Below are 24,456 nucleotides of genomic sequence, written 5' to 3'. Positions count from 1 at the left end.
AACCATCTGAACTCTCCACTCAAGAATCCGCGCAAGAGAAATCCCTGACATTTTAAATGAAGCAACGCCTAAAAAGCGGCTTGCGCAACTCATGAACACCTTGAAATCAAGATAAAGGCGTATAAACTTCACTTTACAAAAAGCCAACAAACCAGCCTAAATGCCTTCACCTCTATTATCTTTGGATTATGATAAAAAAGCAAGAACTTTACGAAATACATTTATCATGAATAAAAACAATATTTAGATCGTTTACTTTTTGATGATTGTGTCCATCGGTAAATGTACCTTGATAAAATCAGGATAAATCTCGAGAAAAACTGGATTTTGTAAAGTTTTTTGACCGCCATAAATTAAATACCATTGGTTTTTATCAAAAATCGCCAAAGTTTTATATTGAATGATGCGATCTTTCATCTCAAGAACTGTTGGAATTAAAGCATACAAAGTACCGTTATCAGTTTGTAAATACTCTATATTTTCTTTATCTAAATAATAAGCACCAGAAGGCAACCCCTCAAACTTCTTATGCAACTGTTGAAGAAAATCACTACGTAAAGCACTCTCTGTTGTATTCAATCGATGTGCCATCTCTTTATAAAGCCGCTCAGGCATATAACGAGAAATAGGCATAAAATCCCCATTTTTTATAGCATTATTGACATCAACAACGACTCTTGAAAGTTCATCTTTTTGTACTATTGTTGGCTGAGATGCTAAACTCTGTTGATTAACAATCAAAAAGAAAAATAGACTCAGCACCGAATAAAAAATAGGTTTCATCATTATACTTCTTTTTTTAGTAAAATTTCAGTTTTTCAAATAACAAAATCAAATAACGTTTGATCATCAGTAATATCACGGTAACGCCAACCTAACGTTTGAAATTTTTCCTCTAAAAGACAAAAATTACCGTATTTTTTTGTTTCAATCGCAACCAATACAGAACCAAAGTTTCTCGCTGATTTTTTAAGATATTCAAAACGTACGATATCATCATCTGGCGATAATGTGGAAAGAAAATGACGCAATGCACCAGGATGTTGCGGAAAACTAAAAATAAAATATTTTCTCAACCCTTGGAAACGTAAAGAACGCTCTTTAATTTCTGGCAAACGCTCAAAATCAAAATTACCTCCTGAAATAACGAGAAGAATTTTTTTCCCTTTTAACTCTTGAGGAGGAATACTGTTAAGCGCATCAATCGATAAAGCACCAGCCGGTTCAAGAACCACACCTTCAACATTAAGCATTTCAACCATCGTAGAACAAACGCGATTTTCAGGAACCGTAATGACAGAATCAGGGGGAAATTGCTTTAGAATTGTATAGTTTAGTGCACCAATTTCAGCCACAGCAGCACCATCTACAAAAGTATCAATGCTTTCAAGCTTGACGCGTTTTCCACTCTCCAAACAAGCAAGTAAACTTGCTGCTCTTTGCGGCTCAACAAAACGAAGCTTTGTTTTCCAACCATATTCATGTAGAAACTTGCTCACTCCACTTGCCAAACCACCCCCACCTACCGGCACAATCATCAAATCTGGCTCACTTTCTCCATTGAGTTTTTTCCATTGTAAAGCAGCCTCACAAAGCACTGTTGCCTGCCCCGTAATAATGCGAATATCATCGAAAGGTGGAGCCATTACACCACCGCTCTCTACGACAAAGGATTGTGCAGCTTCATAACATTGATCAAATGTTTCACCAACCAAACGAATATCAATGAATTCTTTACCAAAAATACGTGTTTTTTCAATTTTTTGTTGTGGCGTTGTCATAGGCATGAAAATCACGCCTTTACGTTTAAAATAACGACAAACAAAAGAAACTCCTTGCGCGTGATTCCCCGCTGAAGCACAAATAAATGCAGAATCTGGTGATATACAGCTAAGCATTTCTGAAACAAAATTGAAAGCACCACGAATCTTATAAGACCGCACCGGTGTTAAATCTTCACGCTTTAAATAAATTTCTGCATCATACTTTTGACTAAGAAAATCATTTCTTTGAAGTGGTGTTTCAGCAAACACGTGATGCAATCCCACCATAGCTTTTGTGACGTCTTGAATAAATTGATTCATAACACTAATCATTTCATACTTTATTTACATTATAAAAGCTTTTTCTATCGATAAAGGGAACTATTGTCAGTCAAAATTTCATTAAAAAAATGAAAATTTTTTCTTTTGTTATTAATTCTTGATTCAATAAAAGATATAGCTTATGAGAGAATTCTCATTGCGGACGTGATGAAAACGGTAAACATAGCAGACTTAAAATCTGCCGGTCGAAGACCTTGCGGGTTCAAGTCCCGCCGTCCGCACCAATTCATGCAAATTCTCTTTATTTTCTAATGTTTAGAAAACTATCTTTAAGTTTATTATTTGCAATAACGATATTATCAGATGATAACTGTAAATAATATAAAAGACGAATCATTCCTTCTTTGCAAACAAATATTTCAACCATACCTTGTAAACTAAAGAGTTACATTCTAAACAATAAAGAATCTGAATAACTCTTTAGAATCATTCAAACTTAAAGATTTCTTTCCCACTATAATAAAGGCCCTACCAAAGATAGGACCTCTTAAACTCCTAAGCCGAATTTATTCCTACAAAAACTAGAATTTGTAAGCTATTCCTGCACGAAAATCATTCGTCTTATACTTAACTTCAATCTCGTCTTTAAATTTCTTTTTACCAAAATCTGAGTAACGATATTCCGCACGTAAAACAAGATTATCTGTCATTGCAAAATCAACACCACCACCCAGAGTGTAACCAATCATCATTTTTGTAGCATCCGATGTCCTATTAAAAGGTTCAGATCCCGTAATGACTGTCGACAAAACATCTTGAAATTGTCCATAAGCGATACCACCAGCAATATAAGGCATCACTCGATGAGCAGAAAACCCAACACGCACCCTTGTGGCTCCAGTCCATTTTTGTTTAAAAGTATGATTAAAAGTTAAGCTATCCTTTTCTTCTGTAGTCTCTGTACCAGAGCGAGAAAAGCTAGGCCCCCGCCCTTTGTCAAGCTGTGCCCTTTTATAACTTTCTTTCTTTTTACCATTTTCTTCAGTACCAGCATCAGTTCCAGTACCAGTATCAGTTCCTTCAGGACTCGAACCACCAGCACTCGATTCATCAGCATGAAATTTTGTTTTTGTATCCTTTTTTTCCGTTAAAAGGATATCCGTATCAATCCCCACGATAAAATTATTACCAAGATCAAAATTAACACCCGCATAAAGACCACCTACGAAGCCAGAAAGTTCAGGCATATACTGTTTCTCGATGGGTATCCATGATTTACTACTCTCCTCATCAGGATAGAGAGGAATATCAACATAAGGCGTTTTTGCAGAAATTTTACTTGAAAAGCCTCCAACTTGCCCCCCAAAATAAAAACCTGACCAAGAAAAAAGTGAAGAAGAAGCAACTTCTGAAGCAACATGTACAGACTCTTCAGGAACTACGACATCTGCAGCCTGTACTATAGAAGATGAAACCAAATAAAAAACAGATGCTGTTATAAATTTTGTATTCATAAAATTATACCCCATTGCTAAATTTAAATATAATTAAAAATCACATTTAGAAAAACAAAGTTTTATAAAATTTTATACCAAAAAACCGCATGCACTCCTTTACATTTACATTTAAATATACCACTACTAAATACATCATTACATCAAAATTGAATTTTATCAAATAAATTTTAATAACTATTAAAATAGTATAATAATGAATACTTTAAATGACAAATCTTTAATAAAAATGTCTATTATATTTTTAAAAATGAGAAAATATAACACATTTTTTATCCAAATTACCGCATAAAAAATCATAAAATAGAATATTTCAAAGCATTTTTTCATGAAAAAATTCTGAAATGATGTAATTATTGTTAGCACATTGATATTTAATTAAAAATATTATAAATATAAAATAGTATAAAAATACCTCTATATGCTTACATATAAGTAGATTCTATGTATATAAAAAACTACATCTATCTTACACTGAAATCATACTACTACTTTTAAAGTATGAGATTATTAACAGGCGCAATATCGTTATCTTTCTAGAGACTATCTCAAAAAAGTCCTCAATCACTTTATTTAAAAATTGCTCTTCCCCTACTGATTTCTATATTATCATCTGCTTTTATTGCAAAACGGTCTTTATTAGGAAAAGTTATAAAACATCCTTTCATACAAATTGTAATTGTTTGATGCGTATTTAAAGAAATTTTTAAAGGTACACTTCCTTCAACAATAATGAGAGAGTGTATCTTTAAATCAGTATTTTTCACTGTTGCGGAAAAAGCTGTTATGGTAAAAATATTCAACAAAATAACGGTAATAAAAGCATAAATACATTTCAGCATTCTAAGATTCCTTCCTCAGCAAAACGCTTATATAAGTCAAATCGAAGAGCATTGGTTATATGAGAAGATGAGGTAATATTAGGCACATAAATAGCCAAATTAAAGGAAAAATGCTTACAATCAAATGCAGTAAAACTCACCTGTGGGATAGGATTTTTTAAAACTCCTTCTGTCGCAGAAGCAATCTCTAATAAAATTTCAGCAACATGCTCTGGTGCAACCTTAGATGATACAGTAACTGGAATATCAATTCGTCCTACTTTATTACGTCTAGTCCAATTACTCACATTATTATTAATAAGGCTTGAATTGGGAATAATAATCGTCTTACGCTGAATTGTCTCAAGCTCCGTTGCACGCACACTAATACGCTTAACAACACCACCTACTGATCCAGATTCTATATAGTCTCCTATTTTAAATGGTCTTCCAACTAAAATAATAAGTCCAGAGACAAAGTTTTGGACAATATTCTGCAAACCAAAACCGATACCAAGTGAAAGTCCTCCAGCAATAAGAGCAAAATTTCTAAGATCCAAACCTGCCATTGACAATCCTATCAAAGCAGACACCACAACGCCACCATAACTTATAACTGTTTTGATAGAATTACGTACACCAGAATCAAATTCTCCATGGTCCAACACCACATTATCTAACCAACCAATAAATCGGCGAATAAGAAACCAGCAGACACAAAAAGAAATAATTCCTGTTACAAGAGAAACCAAAGAAAGAGTAATATTTCCAATTTGAAAACCAGTAACCAATTGCCACAACACTACTTTCAAATCAGAATAGGAAAATCCAAACCGTACAGCAATGGGCATTGCACAAAATACCACAACAAACAAATTGAGAAAAACGCTCACAACAATTCCCAATTGGTTCATCGTTTTTTCTTCTAAATGAAACCTCTGCATCAAAAGATGACCAACTGTTGTTTTCATAAATTGACCTTTAGTTCCAAGCGCTTGAGCGCTTTGTATTCCTAAATACATGAGAACTAAAAATACTCCACCAATCATAATCTGCTGCATAATAAAACGTGCGAGACCAACATAACCTAAAAAATTCAACACAAGCAGCAATAATCCCAAACCAATAAGAGGAATGCGTATATAAAATGGCCAAAAATACGGTTCTTTTTTTTCTCCTTGAAAATTCCTACGTCTAAACTGCACAGGTACAAATGATATTATAAACAGTAATATCGCTACAAGAAAAACAGCAATAAAACTTTTAGCAATTGTCAAAGATAGAGGAGCTGAAATGATTTGATAAATACTATCAAGAACAGCATCAAATGCCAAAACACCTCCTAAAGAAGTGAGCAAAATCACCAATTGAAAAGCAGACGATGGTGCAATATTGAGAAGACGCACACGGGGCCTATTCGACGAGAAAAGAACAACCGCTAATCGATTGATTAAAAACACTAAAATAATTTGACAACCAATCATATCAAAAACTGTTGTAAGCTTACCTGGATCTAAGTTAAAACTACGAAATAAAAACAACACAAGATAAACATAAAGAATACAGATAAGTGAAGGTAAGAGAACTGAAATAAAGGCGATTAATAAGCGCTGTAAATACGATATTTCCTCATTAGACTTCGTAAAGTGGCAATACACATGAACAAGAACTTTATGACAAAAATATGAGAGACCAAACGTAATAAAAAGTGGAATTAAAAAGGAAAGAAATAGTTCTAATAACTTGAAATAAAATATAAAATTAAACCAAGAATCTAACAACAACAGAAAATCTGATGAAGCCTCTTTTGTTTTTTGGACAAGATGCTTAACCATCGGGATCGAAAACTCAAGCCTGTAGGTAAGTGTATGTTTAAAAAGCTCGCGAGATTGAGAGATAGAAAGTTCAGCTATTCTATTCGTCGCCAAAAAAACCGCTTCAAATTGAAGCATGATACTATTAATTTTAGCTTTTTGCTCTATCAAGTAAGAGTATTCTTTCACTGAACTGTTCAGTTTTTTTACGTCATGATAGAGCTCGGTTAATTGATCAAGAAGTGCATTAATTTCATTAAGAGGAGAACGCAAAACAAATGCTGCCTCAATAGCACGCTTACTGATATCTTGGGCCCGTAATCGCAGTTCTTCCAAAGCACGTTCATCTTCTGATTTTCTGTCAAAGTCTCTTTTTAAAGCTTTAGTATCTTCTTCAAGAGTCTTAATAATCAATTGTTGCTGTTGAGTAATTTCATCAACTGAATAAGAAGCTATTGTTTGTTCGACAATTGTATTTTGCTCCTCCCTATTTCCCCATGCACCAGAATTTAAAGCAACGATAATCGCTAAAAGAAGGAAAAGTTTGTGGATATTTTTTTTACAAAACGAATACATATATACCTTAGATGCACAAAAAGGATTTTATCTTCTTCTTAGATATAGTACAAGGAAGATATTTTCAACTTTTGTAGAATAATCTTATAAAAGCTTTTCCTTATCCCATAATACTGATAATAAGAGAAAAGGAAATAGTAAGTTAAACTCAATAAGATTAAAGAAGGCACTCTAGCATGCTTTTTTTGTACCTATATTACAAAAAAGAAAATTTTCTTCCTTTGATAACTTGGATTTTTCTATCCAGTTTGGGTGTATTCTTGACAGATAACCTAGGAATGCGTGCTTACTTAATCAAACAATCACACACCAATAATATTATTAAAATGAATAAGTTTGATTTACAAAATAAGTGTGATCAATTGAATGTTACAACAACTGAAAACAAAAAAACTGCACCACTCCATACAGAATCTATTTTTATCAGGACCTTTCAAACAATCCTAACACTGGATTTCTTTTTAATAAAGATTCCAGCTATTGTTACACAACCTTGTAACTTTCAAACACAATATTTCTCAAATAAACGCGCTCCTCCCAATGAACACACCTAATCCTCTTCCTTGAATTATAAAAAGATTATCTTATTTTATTTGTGCTTTTAACTTTGAATAACTGTTAGATTGCCTATTAGCGGAATATATCATGCGTACACCTGGTTGGTTAACTACCCTTTATTGCTTTATCCTTTTAAGCAGCATTTATGTTGCCTTACCCAATTTATTTTCACACGAACAAGTTAACAACTCGAAATTTTTACCCAATACCCGTGTGGCACTTGGTCTTGATCTTCAAGGAGGCTCTTCTCTTCTGCTCGAGGTTGATAGCAAAACGTTAAAACGCGATCAATTACACATCGTTTTAAGCAATGTGCGCAATGTATTGCGTGAAAAACAAATCCGTACATCAAATGTGCGTATCGTTGAAGATAGCGTTGTCGCGCTTATTTCTGATCCCTCACAAACTGAAAAAGCACTCTCTGCTTTGAAAACATTAATAACCCCCATACACAGTAGCTTTGGCACGACAGAACATAACATCACGATCAGTGCTCAAAATGAAATGTTTCGTATCACATTAACGGAAGCTGGTATAAAAGACCGTATAAGCAATGCTATTGAACAAAGCTTAGAAATCATCCGGCGCCGTATAGATCAAGTTGGTGTTTCAGAACCAGCCATCCAAAAGGTCGGAAATGACCGTATTATGGTCCAATTGCCTGGTTTACAAGATCCAAAACAATTACGTGATCTTTTAGGAACAACTGCCAAAATGAGTTTTCATCTTGTTCCTTCTAATGTGGATCCCAACAATCCACCGATAGGTGTTTCGATTCTTCCTGGATATACTGATGAAACGCAACGCTATGCAATTTATGATCAAATTGCTTTAGATGGAAATGTCCTGAAAGATGCCCGTGCTGGTTTTGATCCACAATTGCCAGGACGTTCTATGATTTCATTTACTCTAGATTCGGCTGGTGCAAAAATATTTGCCGATATAACACGACAAAATATTAACCGTCCTTTTGCCATTGTTCTTGATAATAAGGTTTTAACCGCTCCTACCATCAATAGTGTTATTCCCAATGGACAAGGTCAAATTACAGGAAACTTTGACCCCAAAGAAGCCTCAACTCTGGCTGCTCTGCTCCGCGCTGGTTCCCTCCCCGCACCACTCACCGTCATTGAAGAAAGAACCGTAGGTCCAAATCTTGGCGCTGATGCCATCCAAATGGGGCTTTATACCGGCATAATTGGCTTTATTCTCGTTGCAATTTTTATTTTTCTTCTCTACCGCATTTGGGGACTCATTGCGAATATAGCACTAGCCCTCCATACGATTTTAACATTTGCTGCACTAAGTCTCCTTGGAGCTACGCTTACGCTGCCCGGTATTGCTGGTATTATCTTAGGTATCGGTATTGCCGTTGATGCCAATATTCTCATCAATGAACGTATTCGTGAAGAAAGTCGAAAAGGCGTGAGTGCTTTTGCAGCTCTAGATCGTGGATTTAAACAAGCTTTTGCAACCATTGTTGATGCAAATGTTACAGCCATTATAGCCACTGTTTTACTATTTTGGTTTGGCACAGGTCCAGTTCGTGGTTTTGCTGTAACAATGTTACTTGGTATTATTATCTCCATGTTTACAAATATCACCATTGTCCGCATCATCATGATTTGGATTGTTCGTAAATGGAAAATTAAAAAACTGCATATTCATTCTGCTTTCAACATTCTCCCACAAAACACAACTTTCCACTTTATGAAAGCACGCTTCATTGGTATTGGCGTCTCAATTATTTTATCAATGGCTTCAGTTTTTCTCTTTTTTAAGCCTGGCTTAAATTTCGGAATTGATTTCATTGGCGGCAGCCAAATGAGTATTACCACGAAAACACCAGCAGACTTAGCCACTCTGCGTTCTAAGCTTTCTACTCTTAATATTGGTGAAATTACCTTGCAAAATATTGATAACGAAAACAGCGTATTAATTCGCATGCAGAAACAAAGTGGTAGCGAAGCACAACAAACCATCGCCATTGATAAAGTCAAAACAGTTGTACAAAATATCTATCCCGATACCATATTCGATCAAATAGAAGTTGTTGGCCCCAAAATTTCAGGCGAGCTTGCCACAGCTGCTTTTACTGCCGTTATTCTTGCGGCTATTGCCATGTCTCTCTACATATGGTTCCGCTTCGAATGGTTCTTTGCCATTGGAGCCATTGTCACACTCATTCTAGACACCACAAAAATGATTGGCTTTTTTGCTTTATTTCAATTTGATTTTAATTTAACAGCCATTGCTGCGCTCTTAACAATTGTTGGATATTCCATAAATGATAAGGTTGTCGTCTATGATAGGATGCGTGAAAATATGCGTCTTTATAAAAAAATGCCTTTGCGCGAACTGATTGATATGTCGATTAATCAGGTTCTTGTACGGTGTCTTTTTACATCAACTACAACGATTCTTGCTATGCTTCCCATGGCGATATGGGGTGGAAATGCTGTTCATAATTTTGCATTACCCATGGTCTTTGGAATTATTATTGCAACATCATCCTCTATTTTTATTGCTGCTCCTATTTTACTCCTACTAGGAAATTGGTGGCATAAACGAAATAACCGTGCCAATATTAAAGTGAAATGAGAATGCCTTTAATACATATGATACATTACACTTCTCTTCTCATAGAAATATAGTCATTTTCATTCATTCGCTTTTTGATCAAGAATAGTAAATAATCCATGCTCCACGACACACCACTTATCACAACTATTGTTGCAGGCTTATGTTTAGCATTTCTCTTGGGAATGATTGCTAGCCGTTTGCGTATTTCACCACTTGTAGGCTATTTATTAGCGGGTGTTATTGTGGGGCCCAATACAGGTGGATTTAAAATAGATTCCGTTATTATTAATCAACTGGCTGAAATTGGTATTATTTTGCTAATGTTTGGTGTTGGGCTACACTTTTCATTAAAAGACCTTTTATCTGTCAAAGCTATTGCTGTCCCCGCTGCTATTGCACAAATGGCATTTTCTACTTTTCTAGGCTTGTGCCTTGGTCTGATTATGGGATGGGGCTTCAGCGGTAGTTTGATCTTTGGTCTTGCTTTATCCATAGCAAGTACGGTTATCCTTCTACGTGCTTTGCAAGAGCGTCATCTTATTGAAACAGAAAAAGGACGCATTGCCGTTGGATGGTTGATTATTGAGGATTTAGCAATGGTCCTTATACTTGTTCTCATACCTTCCTTGGCAAGTGCCCTCAGCAATACAAAAAAAGAAGCGTTGGATCCTCTTGTTCAATGGTTAGATTTAAGTATTTGGGGTATTTTTGGTCTTACCATCCTGAAAGTAATTGTATTTATCGCACTTATGCTTGTCATTGGACGACGCGTTATCCCATGGCTTCTAAAAATGAGTGCACAATCGGGATCACGTGAATTATTTCGTCTTAGCGTCTTTGCTATTGCATTAGGAGTAGCTTTTGGAGCCGCTCATTTATTTGGTGTTTCTCTTTCTCTTGGTGCTTTTTTTGCTGGTATGGTTATGAGCGAATCAGAGTTAAGTCACCGTGCTGCTGAAGAATCTTTACCACTGCGCGATGCTTTTTCTGTTCTCTTTTTTGTTTCTGTAGGTATGTTATTTGACCCAGAGAAACTCTTGACTCATTTTTTTCAACTCTTAGCAACCTTATTCATTATTGTAATCGGAAAATCTGCTGTTACCTTTTTTATCGTTAAAGCTTTTCGCTATTCTAATGCAACGGCTTTGACTATTTCTGCAAGCCTTGCCCAAATCGGAGAATTTTCCTTTATCCTTGCTGGTTTAAGTTTAAGCTTAGGACTTTTAAACAATGACGCCCATGATTTAATTCTTGGAGGAGCAATTTTTTCTATTTTACTCAATCCTCTTGTTTTCATGGTCTGTAACAAAATTAAAAAGCATCTAGAAAAATTGTCTGCATCTTCACAAAATACCCAAACAATTATTGATATTGATCCCAAAGATCCTGATCAAGATTTTTTACCGATAACCTTAAAAAACAACCATATCGTAATTATTGGCTATAGTCGTATCGGTAAGTGTGTTGCATTATCTTTAATAAACAGAGGGAAACCTATAGTGATCGTAGAAGAATCAAAACGCCTCTCTGATAAAGCAATTGCAGATGGCTTTGAGGCTATTTGTGGCAATATCATTCAACAAGAAACAATGACCGCAGCAAATATAAATAGCGCACACAAAGTTGTTATTACAATGCGAAGTACCATTGAAGTAGGAGAATGTATAGTGAATATACGTGATATGAAGAAGGATATCCAGATAATTACGCATGCATTATCCGATACAGAAACAGCTTATCTCGTTGATTTAGGTGCTGATGTTGTAGTAACGGATGATGAAGAAATTGCAAATGGCATTATAGAGCATATAACGGAACAAAGCTCTGTAAAGAATGTGCTCAATCATGAAAATTTATAAAAAACAGAAAATGGATAAAGACGCGTGAAAATAAAGCAATTTATATGGCCATTAATTGGTATCTTAGCAATGCTGATATCTATTCGGATTCTTTATATAAAGCTCTCTGCCATTTCGTTTGGAGATGTATTGGAACGCTTGAGCAATTTAAATGCACAGCATTGGTTATTAGCCTGTTTATGTTCTCTCCTAGCTTATGCTGCTCTTGCTGGATATGATCGGATTGCCTTACAACATCTGGGCCATAAAATTTCTTGGATTTTTATCGCTATATGTTCATTTACGACCTATGCACTTTCACATAATATTGGCGCTTCAGTTTTTTCTGGTGCTGTCGTGCGCTATCGTGCCTATAAAATGAAAGGATTAAATGGAACAGAAATCGCAATATTAGTAGGTTTTTGCTCTTTTACTTTTGTCATCGGCACAATCTTACTTTTGGGAATCGTTTTAGTTTTGCAACCCGAAATTATCACCCTTATTCATGAAGAACTTCCTGAATGGTTGGGAACAACGGTTGGAGCAATTTTACTCAGCTGTATAGCACTTTATACGTTTGGCAGCTGGCTTCAGTTGAAACCCTTACGCTTAAGCAAAAAAATTCAACTTTCCTATCCACGGCTAAAAATTGTTATTCAACAACTTCTCATTAGCCCCTTAGAGCTTTTAGGAGCAGCAGGAATTATATATGCTGTTCTTCCAAACAATGCAGATATCCATTTTATCTCTGTTCTTGGTGTTTTTCTAGCATCTTTTACGATCACTCTTCTCTCCAATGCTCCCGCAGGAGGAGTAGGCGTTCTTGAAGCTCTCTTCATAACAGGCATGCCCAATATAAATCCAACCGATGTTATCGCAGCCCTTATTGTCTTCAGAATACTTTATTTGATCATACCGCTCATCATTTCATTATTTGTGGTTGCCATTTTTGAAGTGCAACAATACTGGAAAAGTCCCCCTAAAAACACCACCTGAATAAATAAAAACTATCAATGATTTTTTTTGCTGTTCATATCAATGATATAGTCATGCTAAGTTCAATTGTATATGTGGATTAAACAGTCATTATTTATATTTATCTTTTTTACATTGAAATTTTGAGTGCATTCTTTATAAGAATCTTGCTCTACGAAAAACATAAAAATATTTTTCTTCAAAAAAGCTCTCATAAACTTAAAAATATATATCCGTATAGAAAAACAATCATTGCTATAACCTTCAATTAACATTTAATCTTGAATATTAAAGCAGCTATTTCATCGTGTAATCGATTTTTATGTTGGATAAAGCACATGATTGCAAAACTTTTTGCAGAAAAAAAGACGCAAAATTAAAAAGCTTTATCTGAAAATAACTTCATTTTATTGTTTGAAAAAGAGAACGCATGATGAGCAAGAACACTTCAATAACCCTCAATAAGTTCCCCTAAATGATCATACAAAAATCTAGAAAAAATTTTTACGAAATTTTCATCTCTGAAAAATACAGAAATATAATGTGTACACATACCGTATCACACTTTGTATTCATCGCGTTTTTTAATAGAATCACGCCTCTCACAAGGAACAAGATATCATCTCGTTGCCAATTCACACGCTTTTTTTAAGAAACCTCTCTCAGCGCTCATCACCACCATTACATGATACCCCCCCGTAAATGGCACGATAGTAAAGCCATTATGCACCACCATCTTTATGCTCAATAAAAGAGAAAGCCAGCACAATTATACTATTTCTCACTTCCAATTTTATGGCACCTTTTAACACTTGAAAACCTTAATAAAAGACATTTACATTCTTTTCTTCAATAGTCTTTATCCCTACCCTTATCCCACTTATGAAGTACAAAAAATGAATAATTTTAATTGATTGACTATAAAGAGACTGAAATAAAATAAGCCTACGATATTAAAGTATCTTATTCAAAAGAAGAATAATTAATTATTATAAATCAATGTATTATATAATTTTAGCGGATTTTTCAATATCTATATTTTTAACAATTAAGCTTTAACAGGAGTAACTGAACAGTTTAATATTTTAAAACTTGAAGCCTCATGAAAGCTTATTTTCTGTCGTTTAGCAGATATTACTGTTGATCCGTTAAACTGACCTGATTTTATTCTTGTACTGGACCGCTAAACACTTTGTTGACCTTGATCCGACTATTAGAGTACCAATGATTATTACAGAAATTTTTTGTTTAAGTGCGAGAATTATCAGACAATATCTACGTTACCTACTTGCACAACTAAAAGAGAAAGATTGTTCTGTTTTTAAACAATAGGCCAGAACTCCAAAAAACTTTTAGTCACTTTATATTAAAAGAAATGAGAACAGTTTTCTTATAATTCTTTAAATAATACAATTGTTGATAAGAAACTTCTCCTCACCAATTGCGATTTCTAAAAAATTAAGACACATCAAAGGATTTTTAAGCTCTCTTTAAAAAAATAAATTGGTCCAAAAGCGAATGTTAAAATATAAAATGATGACAAGCTATATCAACAAACTACCCTTAAACAACTGCATATGGGGAAATCCTACTCTTAAATTTTATTGAATATCCTAAAAAAATACGCAATCAATAAGTTATTTATGGTATAAAACCAAATGGTGGGTGATGAGGGGATCGAACCCACGACCCGCTGATTAAGAGTCAGCTGCTCTACCGACTGAGCTAATCACCCATAAGTTTCTCAAAAAATGAGAATGAGCGTTTCTATAACGCTCCTAAGAGTGGATGTCTAGATATTTTGTTGTTTTTTATATAGCCTCATTGTCCGCAAGATTAAAAATATGATATTCACCACTTGATCTTATATAAAAATAAACCCATTATAAGAAGCTCTATAATAAATGTTCTGATTGTTATACAAAACCTATAGTTGGAGGATCATCGAGCATAATGCCCGAGCAAAATTTAGAGGAACCTTCTTGTGGTTGTAGGCGAGTTGGAGCATCATTTTGTTTTATCAATACTCATATGCATTTAAGCAATAGTTTGCTATTTTTTTCTTTGAGTATCAGTTTTTTTGCATTCAATGTTCATGATTCAATATACAAATAAAAGCCCATGGATTTTTTTTGTCAATCGCGTGCTTTTAAGCTTTTAAAAGGTAAGAAATGATGGAATGGATCGCTGATCCGCATGCGTGGTTTGGTTTGATCACGTTGGTTTTTCTCGAAATTGTTTTAGGAATAGATAACCTTATCTTTATTGCAATTTTAGCTGAAAAATTGCCTCTGCATTTGCGTGACCGTGCACGCTTTATAGGTCTTACTTTAGCATTAATGATGCGGCTTTTCCTTCTTACAGTTATTGGATGGGTTATGAGGCTGGACACGGTAATTCTTTCACTTTCATCTTTTGTCTTTAGTTGGCATAGCTTTATTTTAATTGGTGGTGGAGCTTTTTTGCTGGCAAAGGGAACCTTAGAACTCCATGAAAGATTAGAAGGAGTATCACATGAAAGAAAAACAGGCGTTGCTTATGCTGTTTTTTGGCAAGTAATTATTCAAATAGTAGTGCTGGATGCTGTTTTTTCACTAGATAGTATTATTACCGCAACAGGTATGATTGCAAAAGAGCAGGCAGCAGTTATGTATATCGCAGTGATTGCTGCTATGGCAGTAATGATGTGCGGATCTGGCCCTCTTATGCGTTTTATTAATCGTCATCCCACTATTGTCATCCTTTGCCTTGGTTTTTTGATGATGATTGGTTTTACGCTTATTGTTGAAGGATTCGGTTTTCATATTCCAAAAGGGTATTTGTATGCTGCTATTGGTTTTTCTGTTCTCATCGAAGCTTTTAATCAAATTGGACGTCGTAACCGTGAAAAAATGATTAAAACGAATGATCTACGTAGTAGAACAGCAGATGCTGTTTTGAGGCTCTTAGGAGGAGGAAGCAAAGATAGTAATCTTGCTGAGACTGTAGATGTTATTGCTGAACAGGCCGCAGCTTCTGAGTTATTTAGACCAGAAGAAAAAGAGATGATTCGTGGCGTTCTCGATTTAGCTGATCGTCCTGTTCGCTCTATTATGTCGCCACGTAATGAGATTGAGTGGTTAGATTTAAATGCTGATGAAAATGAAATGCGTGAAGAATTACAAAAAGTTAAACATAGCCGTTTAATTCTCGCGCGTGAAAAAGTGGATGAATTTGTTGGCGTTGCATTGACAAAAGATCTTCTTTTGAATTTGGCTGAGGGAAAAAAGATTAATTGGAAAAAAGCGATGCGAGAGCCCCTTGTTGTTCATGAAAATACAAGTGTTTTACGATTGATGGAGCAATTACGTCATTCTTCGATTCAGCTTGCAATTATTGTTGATGAGCACGGGTCTTTTGAAGGGATTGCAACACCAACCGATATTCTTGAAGCTATTGCAGGTGACTTTCCTGATGACGATGAAGAACTCATGATCGCAGAACAACTTGAAAATGGAAGTCTTCTTGTAGAGGGGTATGCTGATATCCGGCGTTTAAGTGGTTATCTTGGGCGTAATCTTGTTGATGAAGCAGATCGTTATACGACTCTGGCAGGCTTTATGCTTTGGCAATTTGGTCATTTACCGAATGAGGGGGAAAATTTTGAAACGGATGGTTTACGCTTTAAAGTTATCGAAATGGAACGCCGGAACATATCTAAAGTCCTTATTTCTCCACTTGCGTTACCAGAAAAAAACGAATTCTAATTCTTTTAATAAATAAGGTAAATAAAAGGATTTTTCTTATAATTAGAAAGTAAAAAAATAGGCAGTTGATGACTTAATTGTATTGTCATATTTTTTTAAGCGTGAAATAATGAATGTACAAGAGTTAAGTTATCAACGAATTTTCAGTGCAAAAAAGTTTTCATTGATAATTTGGAATGAGAGCTTCTTAAACTATTCAAGATTCCTATTCAGTATGAATAATGCCAAATTATTATTGAAATCAATCTGTTGTATATACAAAGAAAAATGAAAAACTGGGAGATCTGATATGATAAATGACATTTACTGTGTTGGACTCAATTATGTTGAACATGCTCATGAAATGGGCAATCTTGTTGAAGATGAACCTGTTATCTTTAGCAAACCAAATAGTTCTCTCATTTTAGGTCATGAAATTTATCTTCCTAATTTTTCTAAAGAAATCCATTTTGAAACTGAAATTGTGCTCAGAATCTCAAAGGACACTTTCATGGTCACAGAGAAAGAAGCAGAAGAATGCTATGATGCCGTAGCAATAGGTCTTGATATTACCGCAAGAGACTTGCAAACAAAACTGAAAGAAAAAAAGCTTCCTTGGCTTTTATCTAAAGGATTTAAAGGAGCGGCATACGTCTCTGACTTCATAAACAAAGAAAAAATAAACAACCCAATAACCTTTACAATGAAGTTAAATGGCGAAACGAGGCAAGTTGGCAATACGAAAGATATGATCTTTAGCTTTGAGAAAATAATATCATTTTTAAGTCACTACATTCAGCTAAGGCGTGGTGATATCATATACACAGGCACTCCACAGGGCGTAGGAAAACTCTCTAAATTTGACAGAATAGAATTATATCTTGAAGCTCAATTAATCTCAGAGCTAAAAGTAGAATGAGTCATCAAATACTAACCTTTTTCATTGTTTCATTTTTTTTAGTCATCTCCCCAGGACCGAACATGGCCCTTATCATCGATAATGCAACGAGATTGGGGAAAAAGAAAGCATTTATGAACGTTTTAGGGTTATGTACAGCAACATATGCGCATGGAGCATTTTCCATATTAGGGGTATCAGCACTCATTCTCAACAACAAAACGCTCTTTCTTTTAGTAAAACTCATGGGAAGCTGCTATTTATTATATATGGGCTTTAAATCGATTAAATCTGGAATACACAGCTTAAATTCAAAAGAAAAAATATCAACAGATGAAAAAAGCATTGTCGGTACAACAAAGCTTTTTACCAGCTATATGGATGGTTTTTTGACACAAATACTAAATCCCAAAGTATCAATATTTTACATAGCAGCCTTTCCAAAATTCTTAGCTTCTGGCGGTAGCATTAAAAAAGGCTTTGAACTTGTAACGATACATTCCTTCAACATCTTTACATGGTTTACTTTAATGACCATTTTTATATCATTCGCAAGCGCCACTTTAAAAAAGAAAAAAATAAAAGGATACATTAATATTGCGACAGGAACAGTTTTATCTCTATTTTCTTTTTTCATTTTCTTTGGATAATGTTATTTCGATAACAAATTGCAAAGCTAACAGATCAATCTTTTTATGATTCTCTTTATCGCTATTAATATTCCAATCTCTAACAGAACTTATAAAACCACCAGTTCTTTCTCATTTTCTCTGAAGAATTGAATTACGCTGCATTTCAGTATCATAGCATAAAGACGTTTTGTATAAAGAATGCGAATTCCTCGCAACATTTTATCAAGTGTTATCAATATCTAAAGGAACATCTTATTCACCACTTTAAAAGAAAAAACTATGAGATTCCTCTTTTCCTTTGTGAAACAAAAGTAATTCCTTCTCACTTATGATAGCACCATAAAAATAGAAAAATGATTTTAGAAATCATTTAAATTTTCTATCATTAAAGAATTTTTCCTAAACTCAAATGACAACTGTCTAGCGCTATTTGAGCAAAAATTAAAACTCCCCTTATCCCAATAAAAACAAATAACATACTGATTAAAATAATAAATTTTAGAAAACCATAAAAACTTCTGATAACTTTCTGAAATAGTTTTAAAAATCATCTATAATTTGTTATCAAAATAGCAAAAAACTCCATATTCAAATATCTGTTACTTTATTTAAGATGAAAATATTCTCTTTTTTCAAAACTATATTCTTTTCTTTATCCACACAAAATCATAAAAAACGTTTTTTTCCTTTACACCTCATTTATATCATGCTTCGATACAAAATAATGTTTTTTCAGTGTAATTTAATCTCAAAATAATTAAAGGGAACTCCCAAAAAATGGACTACAAACAAAATTTAAAAGATAATTCTCACGATGGATTGCAGCGTGGGCTACACAACCGACATGTACAACTTATAGCCATTGGAGGGGCGATTGGAACAGGTCTCTTCATGGGATCAGGAAAAACAATTAGTGTAGCAGGTCCTTCCATCATACTCGTTTATGCTATTATCGGTTTTGCTCTATACTTTGTCATGCGCGCTATGGGAGAATTATTGCTTTCTAATTCTCAATACCGATCTCTTATTGATTTTTCAACCGATATGCTAGGACCGGGAATCGCTTTCTTTGTTGGCTGGAGCTATTGGTTAAGCTGGGTTGTAACGGGAGCTGCTGATATTATTGCCATCATCACTTATATGAACTTTTGGTGGCCAACACTCAATCCATGGTTTACTGTTTTTGCTTGTATTAGTGTCTTTTTAATCTTTAACCTCTTTGCCGTAAAACTATTTGGTGAGCTTGAGTTTTGGTTTGGTCTTATTAAAGTCGTAGCAATTTTAGCATTAATTATTGTTGGTTTTTATATGATCGCTACAGGATTTACTTCTCCCAATGGTACGGTTGCTTCACTCAATCACGTATGGAACGATGGAAATATCTTCCCACGAGGAATGACAGGATTTTTTGCTGGATTTCAAATTGCCATTTTTTCTTTTGTTGGCATAGAAATTGCTGGAACAACTGCTGCTGAAGTCAAAGAACCTAGAAAAGTTCTCCCCAAAGCAATTAATGCAATACCAGTCCGTATTGTACTCTTTTACATTTTTTCTCTCGCTGTAATTATGTCTGTCACACCTTGGGATCAAATTGTTCCAGATAAAAGCCCCTTTGTCTCGATGTTTTGGCTTGCAGGCATTCCAATAGCTGCTGGCTTGGTAAATTTTGTTGTTCTCACCTCAGCTGCCTCTTCAGCAAATAGTGGTATTTTTTCTACCAGCCGTATGATATATGGACTTGCAACACAAAAAGGTGCTCCTCCAATTTTAGGTAAACTTTCTAAATACCATGTTCCAGCCAACGCTCTATTCTTTTCTTGCTTATGTATTTTAATAGGATATACAATTGCCTCACTCTCTCCAAGCCTTATAAGTGCTTTTACAATTGTAACGAGCATTTCGGCTATTGCATTTTTATTTGTATGGTCTGTCATTTTGATTAGCTATATTGTGTATCGTCGCAATCGCCCTCATCTACACGCTGAATCCATCTATAAGATGCCAGGAGGTGTTATCATGTGTGGGATCATTTTAGTTTTCTTTGCTTTCATGCTTTATTTATTGACATTAGAACCTGATACTCTAATAGCCTTTAAATATAGTATAGTCTGGTTTATTTTCTTAGGTATAATGTATTTCATGTTCGTAAGAAAATACGCATCTCAAAATAATAAATAAAATTTGTACATAAAAAACATCTCAAAAAAGGGTAACTAAAGTTATCCTTTTTTCGCGCTTGACCTCCTCCCCACACCTCAAAGGAGGAGGATTCCCACCAGCCTCTGGTCTGTCAACAGTCCAGCTTCTCTCGGCGGATTTCACCTGATAACCACTCATGCAGTTTACTTCATAGGATCCACGGGCAAGCCCTACCCTGAATACGGGTCACAATATCTAAAAACACTTAATATCTAAAGCTTATCATGCCTCATATCACCACTCTAAACAACGGTGTTTTACGGCATAATAAGGATAAGACGTAAGCGATTTGCAAAGAATTCTCTATAAACTTCACTTACATTGTTTATTCCTCAAGCATTTAAACTTTATCTAAAACATCAGAAAAACAAAGTTTGCATTCAACTTTTTCTCAAAATTAAAAATACAGCTCTAAATAGAATATATCCCAACAATTATCTACAATAAAAAAGATTATATGAAAATATTTTTTATGTAGAATAACTTTTAATTATTATTTTTCAAATTTATTATACAGATATATTTAATTTTATTAAAAAAGTTAAAGTATTTTAAAATAACTATATTTTTATTTAAAATAAAAATTTTATAAATAATTAATTTAAATATAAAATATATAAATCATTAATATATTATTTAATATAAATAAATTAAATTAATAATATAAAAATAATTATTTCATAATATATAATAGCTTTTACTATGTATAAATCATCAAAAATTAAAATTTTATACTAAATTTATATTATGTTAATGATTTTATAAAATAATTATATCATTAATTTGTAATATTTTTTCTTTATTCACATGGAATTGCAAAAAATATTCCTTTACTCCCTAGCTATATCATGTTTCGATAGAAGGGATTACCTTTTTTAGGGTAATTTTATCTTAAAATAACTAAAGGGAACCTCCCAAAAATGAATAAACAAAATTTAGAAAAAAAACCTAAGAAGAAATTGCAACGTGGACTACATAACCGACACATACAACTTATAGCCCTTGGTGGAGCGATTGGAACAGGTCTCTTCATGGGATCAGGAAAAACAATCAGTGTAGCAGGGCCTTCGATTCTACTCGTTTATGCAATTATTGGTTGTGCTCTATACTTTGTCATGCGTGCTATGGGAGAGTTATTGCTTTCTAATACACAATACCGATCTTTTATTGATTTCTCAACCGATCTTCTAGGGCCATGTGCCGGATTCTTTATCGGCTGGACATATTGGTTGTGTTGGATTGTCACTGGAACTGCTGAAATTATTGCCATTGTCACTTATACACACTTTTGGTGGCCTGAACTCAATCCGTGGATTCCTGTTATAATTGGTCTTATGTCCTTTTTAATTCTTAACCTCGTCGCAGTAAAACTATTTGGCGAACTTGAGTTTTGGTTTGGCTTTATCAAAATCGTAGCAATTCTAGTCCTAATCGTTGTAGGATTTTATATGATCTTTACCGGTTTTGTCTCTCCAAACGGTACGGTTGCTTCTCTTAGCCATATATGGAACGGTGGGAATATTTTTCCGCGAGGAATTACAGGCTTTTTTGCTGGATTTCAAATTGTTATTTTTGCTTTTGTTGGCATTGAACTCGCTGGAACAGCTGCTGCTGAAGTAAAAGAGCCTCAAAAAGCTTTACCACAGGCTGTTAATTCAATACCAATCCGCATTGTATTCTTTTATATATTCTCTCTTCTTGTGATTATGTCTGTAACGCCGTGGGATCAAATCAGTCCAGAAAAAAGCCCATTTGTAACAATGTATGCACTTATTGGTATTCCAACTGCTGCAGGTTTGATGAACTTTGTTGTCCTCACAGCTGCCGCATCTTCAGCAAATAGTGGAATTTTTTCTACCAGCCGTATGATATATGGGCTAGCAACACAAAAAGGTGCTCCTAAGTTTTTAGGAAAACTTTCTCGTAACCACGTTCCAGCCAATGCATTATTTTTTTCATGTTTATGCATCTTATTTGGTTATGCCGTTGTATCGTTATCTCAAACACTCATAGCTGCTTTTACAATTGTTACGACAATTGCCGCAACTTTGTTTATATTTGTATGGTCTATCATTTTGATCAGCTATATCGTCTATCGTCGCAATCGTCCTCTCCAACATACTGTTTCTCCTTATAAAATGCCAGGAGGTGTTGTTATGTGTTGGGCGCTTCTTATTTTCTTTACATTCATTATTTATTTATTGTCATTAGAAGCTGACACTGCCATAGCTTTAAAATATACTCCAGCGTGGTTTATATTTTTAGGGATTGTATACTTTCTTTTTGGAAGAAAGAATTATGCAAAAAATTAAAAAATAAAGCTTATGTTGCCAAAAACATATAAAAAAGGGTAACTAAAGTTACCCTTTTTTTGATATTTATCTATAAAATTATAAAAGCTATTGATCAAATATCTCTGTAAAAGCTTCAATTACGCTCTTTATCAACCAAAGCGTTAGATTTTATCCAAGGCATCATAGAACGAAGTTTTTTACCAACTTCTTCAATAGGATGATTATCATTTAAACGCCGCATACTTTTAAAATGAGCAGCACCAGCCTTATATTCTTGAATCCAATTCGATGTAAATTTACCCGTTTGAATATCTTTCAATATACGTTTCATTTCTGCTCTGGTTTTATCCGTAATCACACGTGGACCAGAGATATATTCACCCCATTCAGCTGTATTAGAGATCGAATAATTCATATTTGCAATGCCCCCTTCATACATGAGATCAACAATCAGTTTCACTTCATGTAAACACTCAAAATAAGCCATTTCTGGTGCATAACCTGCTTCCGTTAATGTTTCATAACCAGCTCGAATCAATTCAACAAGACCTCCACAGAGAACCGCTTGTTCACCAAAAAGATCAGTTTCACATTCTTCTTTAAAAGTTGTTTCAATCACCCCAGCACGTCCACCACCAAGACCACATGCATAAGATAATGCTACATTATGAGCATGCCCTGAAGCATCTTGCGCCACCGCTATTAAGCAAGGAACACCACAACCCCGTTGGTATTCATGACGAACTGTATGCCCTGGACCTTTAGGAGCAATCATCACAATATCAACGTTTTTTTTAGGTTCAATCAAGCCAAAATGAATGCTCAAACCATGCGCAAAAGCAATCGCTGCCCCATCGTGTAAATGATCATGAATATGTTCCTTATAAATATCAGCTTGCAATTCATCTGGCGTTGCCATCATGATGAGATCTGCCCATTTTGCTGCTTCAGCAACACTCACCACTTTAAAACCATCAGCCATGGCTTTTTTAACTGTTTCCGACCCTGGACGCAAAGCTATTTGCACATTTTGGACACCGGAATCTTTCAAATTTAAAGCATGCGCACGCCCTTGAGAACCATAACCAACAATGGCTACTTTTTTCCCTTTAATGAGATTAACATCCGCATCACGATCATAATAAACACGCATAAAAAAATTCCTTCTTTCTCTATTTAAACTGGATTTCAGATTACTTTTATTCAATAAGAAACATTATCTACAGTGCATCACACACTTATAAAGACAAAAAACACCGCTTATAAGAACACAACAATTGAATAATTTTAAAGTTTACATATTGCATAGAAAAAACTGTAGTCCCCAAACATTCCTAAAACATATACGGATCCCCAAATAAACTTCAACTGCTATTCTACAAAAACAATAATTACACAAAATAAGATTTCTAAAGAAAATTTAGCTAATATTCTACTCTTTTATCGTGCAACAAAACGCTATATTCTAAAAATTAAGATACAACACACAATTTTTAACATGAACCAAATCAATATAGATAGCAAGAAAAATTACAAAATAACAAGTATTGTTTTAGTACAACCTTCAAAAGCATACACAGCAATATCTTTAGAATAATAGAGAAGACGCTTTTACTTGTTACATTCTTTAATAACCACGCCTCTCACGCAAAACAGAATGCCATTGTGTTATTCATTCATGCGCTTATTAAAAAATTCTTAATGCGCTCGAACTCTTTTCAATAGTCCTCTATAATAATCTAAGATTTATCGTACACGCCCCCCTTTACTTTATAAAGTTACAAGTTGATATCATCATTCTATTTTCTCGCTCCCAATATTGCAATAGCTCATATTACATTGAGCCTATTCATAAAAAGCATTTTGTGACTTTAAATCTGTTCGATGAAATCATCCCCCTTGCGCGTCACAAGCAGAATTGCATGTGAATATGTCTTATGAACCATCGCATGGCAAAAGCTGCCGCAACATTAAACGAGCCCAA

The 24,456-nt window shown here is 34.4% G+C and carries 15 protein-coding genes and 2 tRNA genes; 10 read left to right on the top strand and 7 right to left on the bottom strand.

Annotated features, from left to right (window positions below; genetic code table 11):
- Positions 1-252 precede the first annotated feature (252 nt).
- Together ACFIM1_RS03795 and ilvA are read right to left on the bottom strand one after the other, a co-directional pair.
- Entirely contained in the window at positions 253-783 is a 531-nt protein-coding gene (locus ACFIM1_RS03795) for a hypothetical protein (protein WP_375607472.1), read from the bottom strand.
- Positions 784-818: 35 nt separating this feature from the next.
- Positions 819-2,096 (bottom strand): threonine ammonia-lyase IlvA, encoded by a 1,278-nt coding sequence (ilvA, locus tag ACFIM1_RS03790; RefSeq protein ID WP_375609291.1) that lies wholly within the window; start codon positions 2,094-2,096, stop codon positions 819-821.
- A 147-nt stretch (positions 2,097-2,243) separates the two neighbouring features.
- Between ilvA and ACFIM1_RS03785 the strand changes: the two genes are divergently transcribed.
- A tRNA-Leu gene (locus tag ACFIM1_RS03785) sits at positions 2,244-2,329 on the top strand.
- A gap of 297 nt (positions 2,330-2,626) precedes the next feature.
- Here the strand turns inward: ACFIM1_RS03785 and ACFIM1_RS03780 are convergent.
- From ACFIM1_RS03780 to ACFIM1_RS03770, 3 genes are all read right to left on the bottom strand, one after another.
- Positions 2,627-3,559, bottom strand: coding sequence for an outer membrane protein (locus ACFIM1_RS03780; RefSeq protein ID WP_375609290.1), 933 nt, complete (start codon positions 3,557-3,559; stop codon positions 2,627-2,629).
- Positions 3,560-4,128: 569 nt separating this feature from the next.
- A complete protein-coding gene (locus tag ACFIM1_RS03775) occupies positions 4,129-4,401 on the bottom strand; it encodes a hypothetical protein (protein ID WP_375608271.1) in 273 nt (90 codons plus the stop codon).
- The gene (locus tag ACFIM1_RS03770) at positions 4,395-6,770 is read right to left on the bottom strand and encodes a mechanosensitive ion channel domain-containing protein (protein WP_375609289.1); all 2,376 of its coding nucleotides are present in this window, start codon (positions 6,768-6,770) and stop codon (positions 4,395-4,397) included. Before ACFIM1_RS03770 ends, ACFIM1_RS03775 begins: the two co-directional genes overlap by 7 nt.
- A gap of 176 nt (positions 6,771-6,946) precedes the next feature.
- Between ACFIM1_RS03770 and ACFIM1_RS03765 the strand changes: the two genes are divergently transcribed.
- The 4 genes from ACFIM1_RS03765 to ACFIM1_RS03750 all read left to right on the top strand — a co-directional run bounded on the left by ACFIM1_RS03765 (position 6,947) and on the right by ACFIM1_RS03750 (position 12,745).
- Positions 6,947-7,324: a hypothetical protein gene (locus ACFIM1_RS03765; RefSeq protein ID WP_375608269.1), complete on the top strand. Its 378-nt coding sequence runs from the start codon at positions 6,947-6,949 to the stop codon at positions 7,322-7,324.
- 91 nt (positions 7,325-7,415) lie between these two features.
- On the top strand, positions 7,416-9,929 hold the full coding sequence (gene secD, locus ACFIM1_RS03760; RefSeq protein ID WP_375609288.1) for a protein translocase subunit SecD: 2,514 nt from the start codon (positions 7,416-7,418) through the stop codon (positions 9,927-9,929).
- A 98-nt stretch (positions 9,930-10,027) separates the two neighbouring features.
- A complete protein-coding gene (gene ybaL, locus ACFIM1_RS03755; protein WP_375608267.1) occupies positions 10,028-11,770 on the top strand; it encodes a YbaL family putative K(+) efflux transporter in 1,743 nt (580 codons plus the stop codon).
- A 24-nt stretch (positions 11,771-11,794) separates the two neighbouring features.
- Complete coding sequence (locus tag ACFIM1_RS03750) at positions 11,795-12,745, top strand: YbhN family protein (RefSeq protein ID WP_375608266.1); 951 nt, start codon at positions 11,795-11,797, stop codon at positions 12,743-12,745.
- A gap of 1,638 nt (positions 12,746-14,383) precedes the next feature.
- Here the strand turns inward: ACFIM1_RS03750 and ACFIM1_RS03745 are convergent.
- Positions 14,384-14,459, bottom strand: a tRNA-Lys gene (locus tag ACFIM1_RS03745).
- Between the two features lie 436 nt (positions 14,460-14,895).
- On the opposite strand from ACFIM1_RS03745, the gene ACFIM1_RS03740 reads away from it, so the two are divergent.
- The 5 genes from ACFIM1_RS03740 to ACFIM1_RS03720 all read left to right on the top strand — a co-directional run bounded on the left by ACFIM1_RS03740 (position 14,896) and on the right by ACFIM1_RS03720 (position 22,490).
- Positions 14,896-16,470 carry a TerC family protein gene (locus ACFIM1_RS03740; RefSeq protein WP_375609287.1) on the top strand — a complete coding sequence of 525 codons (1,575 nt, stop codon included), beginning with the start codon at positions 14,896-14,898 and terminating at the stop codon, positions 16,468-16,470.
- 289 nt (positions 16,471-16,759) lie between these two features.
- Complete coding sequence (locus tag ACFIM1_RS03735) at positions 16,760-17,368, top strand: fumarylacetoacetate hydrolase family protein (protein WP_375609286.1); 609 nt, start codon at positions 16,760-16,762, stop codon at positions 17,366-17,368.
- A complete protein-coding gene (locus ACFIM1_RS03730) occupies positions 17,365-17,997 on the top strand; it encodes a LysE family translocator (RefSeq protein ID WP_375609285.1) in 633 nt (210 codons plus the stop codon). Before ACFIM1_RS03735 ends, ACFIM1_RS03730 begins: the two co-directional genes overlap by 4 nt.
- Before the next feature lie 759 nt (positions 17,998-18,756).
- Entirely contained in the window at positions 18,757-20,157 is a 1,401-nt protein-coding gene (locus ACFIM1_RS03725; RefSeq protein ID WP_375609284.1) for an amino acid permease, read from the top strand.
- Between the two features lie 941 nt (positions 20,158-21,098).
- Complete coding sequence (locus ACFIM1_RS03720; protein WP_375609283.1) at positions 21,099-22,490, top strand: amino acid permease; 1,392 nt, start codon at positions 21,099-21,101, stop codon at positions 22,488-22,490.
- A 115-nt stretch (positions 22,491-22,605) separates the two neighbouring features.
- On the opposite strand, the gene ilvC is transcribed toward ACFIM1_RS03720, so the two are convergent.
- Positions 22,606-23,625, bottom strand: coding sequence for a ketol-acid reductoisomerase (gene ilvC / locus ACFIM1_RS03715; protein ID WP_375606998.1), 1,020 nt, complete (start codon positions 23,623-23,625; stop codon positions 22,606-22,608).
- Positions 23,626-24,456 lie beyond the last annotated feature (831 nt).

It is taken from the genome of Bartonella sp. AC158YNML, from assembly GCF_042196725.1.
Taxonomy (GTDB): domain Bacteria; phylum Pseudomonadota; class Alphaproteobacteria; order Rhizobiales; family Rhizobiaceae; genus Bartonella.
Note: the sequence above shows the minus strand (reverse complement) of the source record. Positions and strands in the feature narration are given on the sequence as shown.

Coding starts and splice junctions, on each gene's coding strand:
- ybaL (WP_375608267.1), top strand. CDS start 10,028: ATGCTCCACGACACACCACTTATCACAACTATTGTTGCAGGCTTATGT.
- ilvC (WP_375606998.1), bottom strand. CDS start 23,625: ATGCGTGTTTATTATGATCGTGATGCGGATGTTAATCTCATTAAAGGG.
- ACFIM1_RS03730 (WP_375609285.1), top strand. CDS start 17,365: ATGAGTCATCAAATACTAACCTTTTTCATTGTTTCATTTTTTTTAGTC.
- ACFIM1_RS03740 (WP_375609287.1), top strand. CDS start 14,896: ATGATGGAATGGATCGCTGATCCGCATGCGTGGTTTGGTTTGATCACG.
- ACFIM1_RS03735 (WP_375609286.1), top strand. CDS start 16,760: ATGATAAATGACATTTACTGTGTTGGACTCAATTATGTTGAACATGCT.
- secD (WP_375609288.1), top strand. CDS start 7,416: ATGCGTACACCTGGTTGGTTAACTACCCTTTATTGCTTTATCCTTTTA.
- ACFIM1_RS03720 (WP_375609283.1), top strand. CDS start 21,099: ATGAATAAACAAAATTTAGAAAAAAAACCTAAGAAGAAATTGCAACGT.
- ACFIM1_RS03780 (WP_375609290.1), bottom strand. CDS start 3,559: ATGAATACAAAATTTATAACAGCATCTGTTTTTTATTTGGTTTCATCT.
- ACFIM1_RS03725 (WP_375609284.1), top strand. CDS start 18,757: ATGGACTACAAACAAAATTTAAAAGATAATTCTCACGATGGATTGCAG.
- ACFIM1_RS03765 (WP_375608269.1), top strand. CDS start 6,947: ATGCTTTTTTTGTACCTATATTACAAAAAAGAAAATTTTCTTCCTTTG.
- ACFIM1_RS03795 (WP_375607472.1), bottom strand. CDS start 783: ATGAAACCTATTTTTTATTCGGTGCTGAGTCTATTTTTCTTTTTGATT.
- ACFIM1_RS03770 (WP_375609289.1), bottom strand. CDS start 6,770: ATGTATTCGTTTTGTAAAAAAAATATCCACAAACTTTTCCTTCTTTTA.
- ilvA (WP_375609291.1), bottom strand. CDS start 2,096: ATGATTAGTGTTATGAATCAATTTATTCAAGACGTCACAAAAGCTATG.
- ACFIM1_RS03775 (WP_375608271.1), bottom strand. CDS start 4,401: ATGCTGAAATGTATTTATGCTTTTATTACCGTTATTTTGTTGAATATT.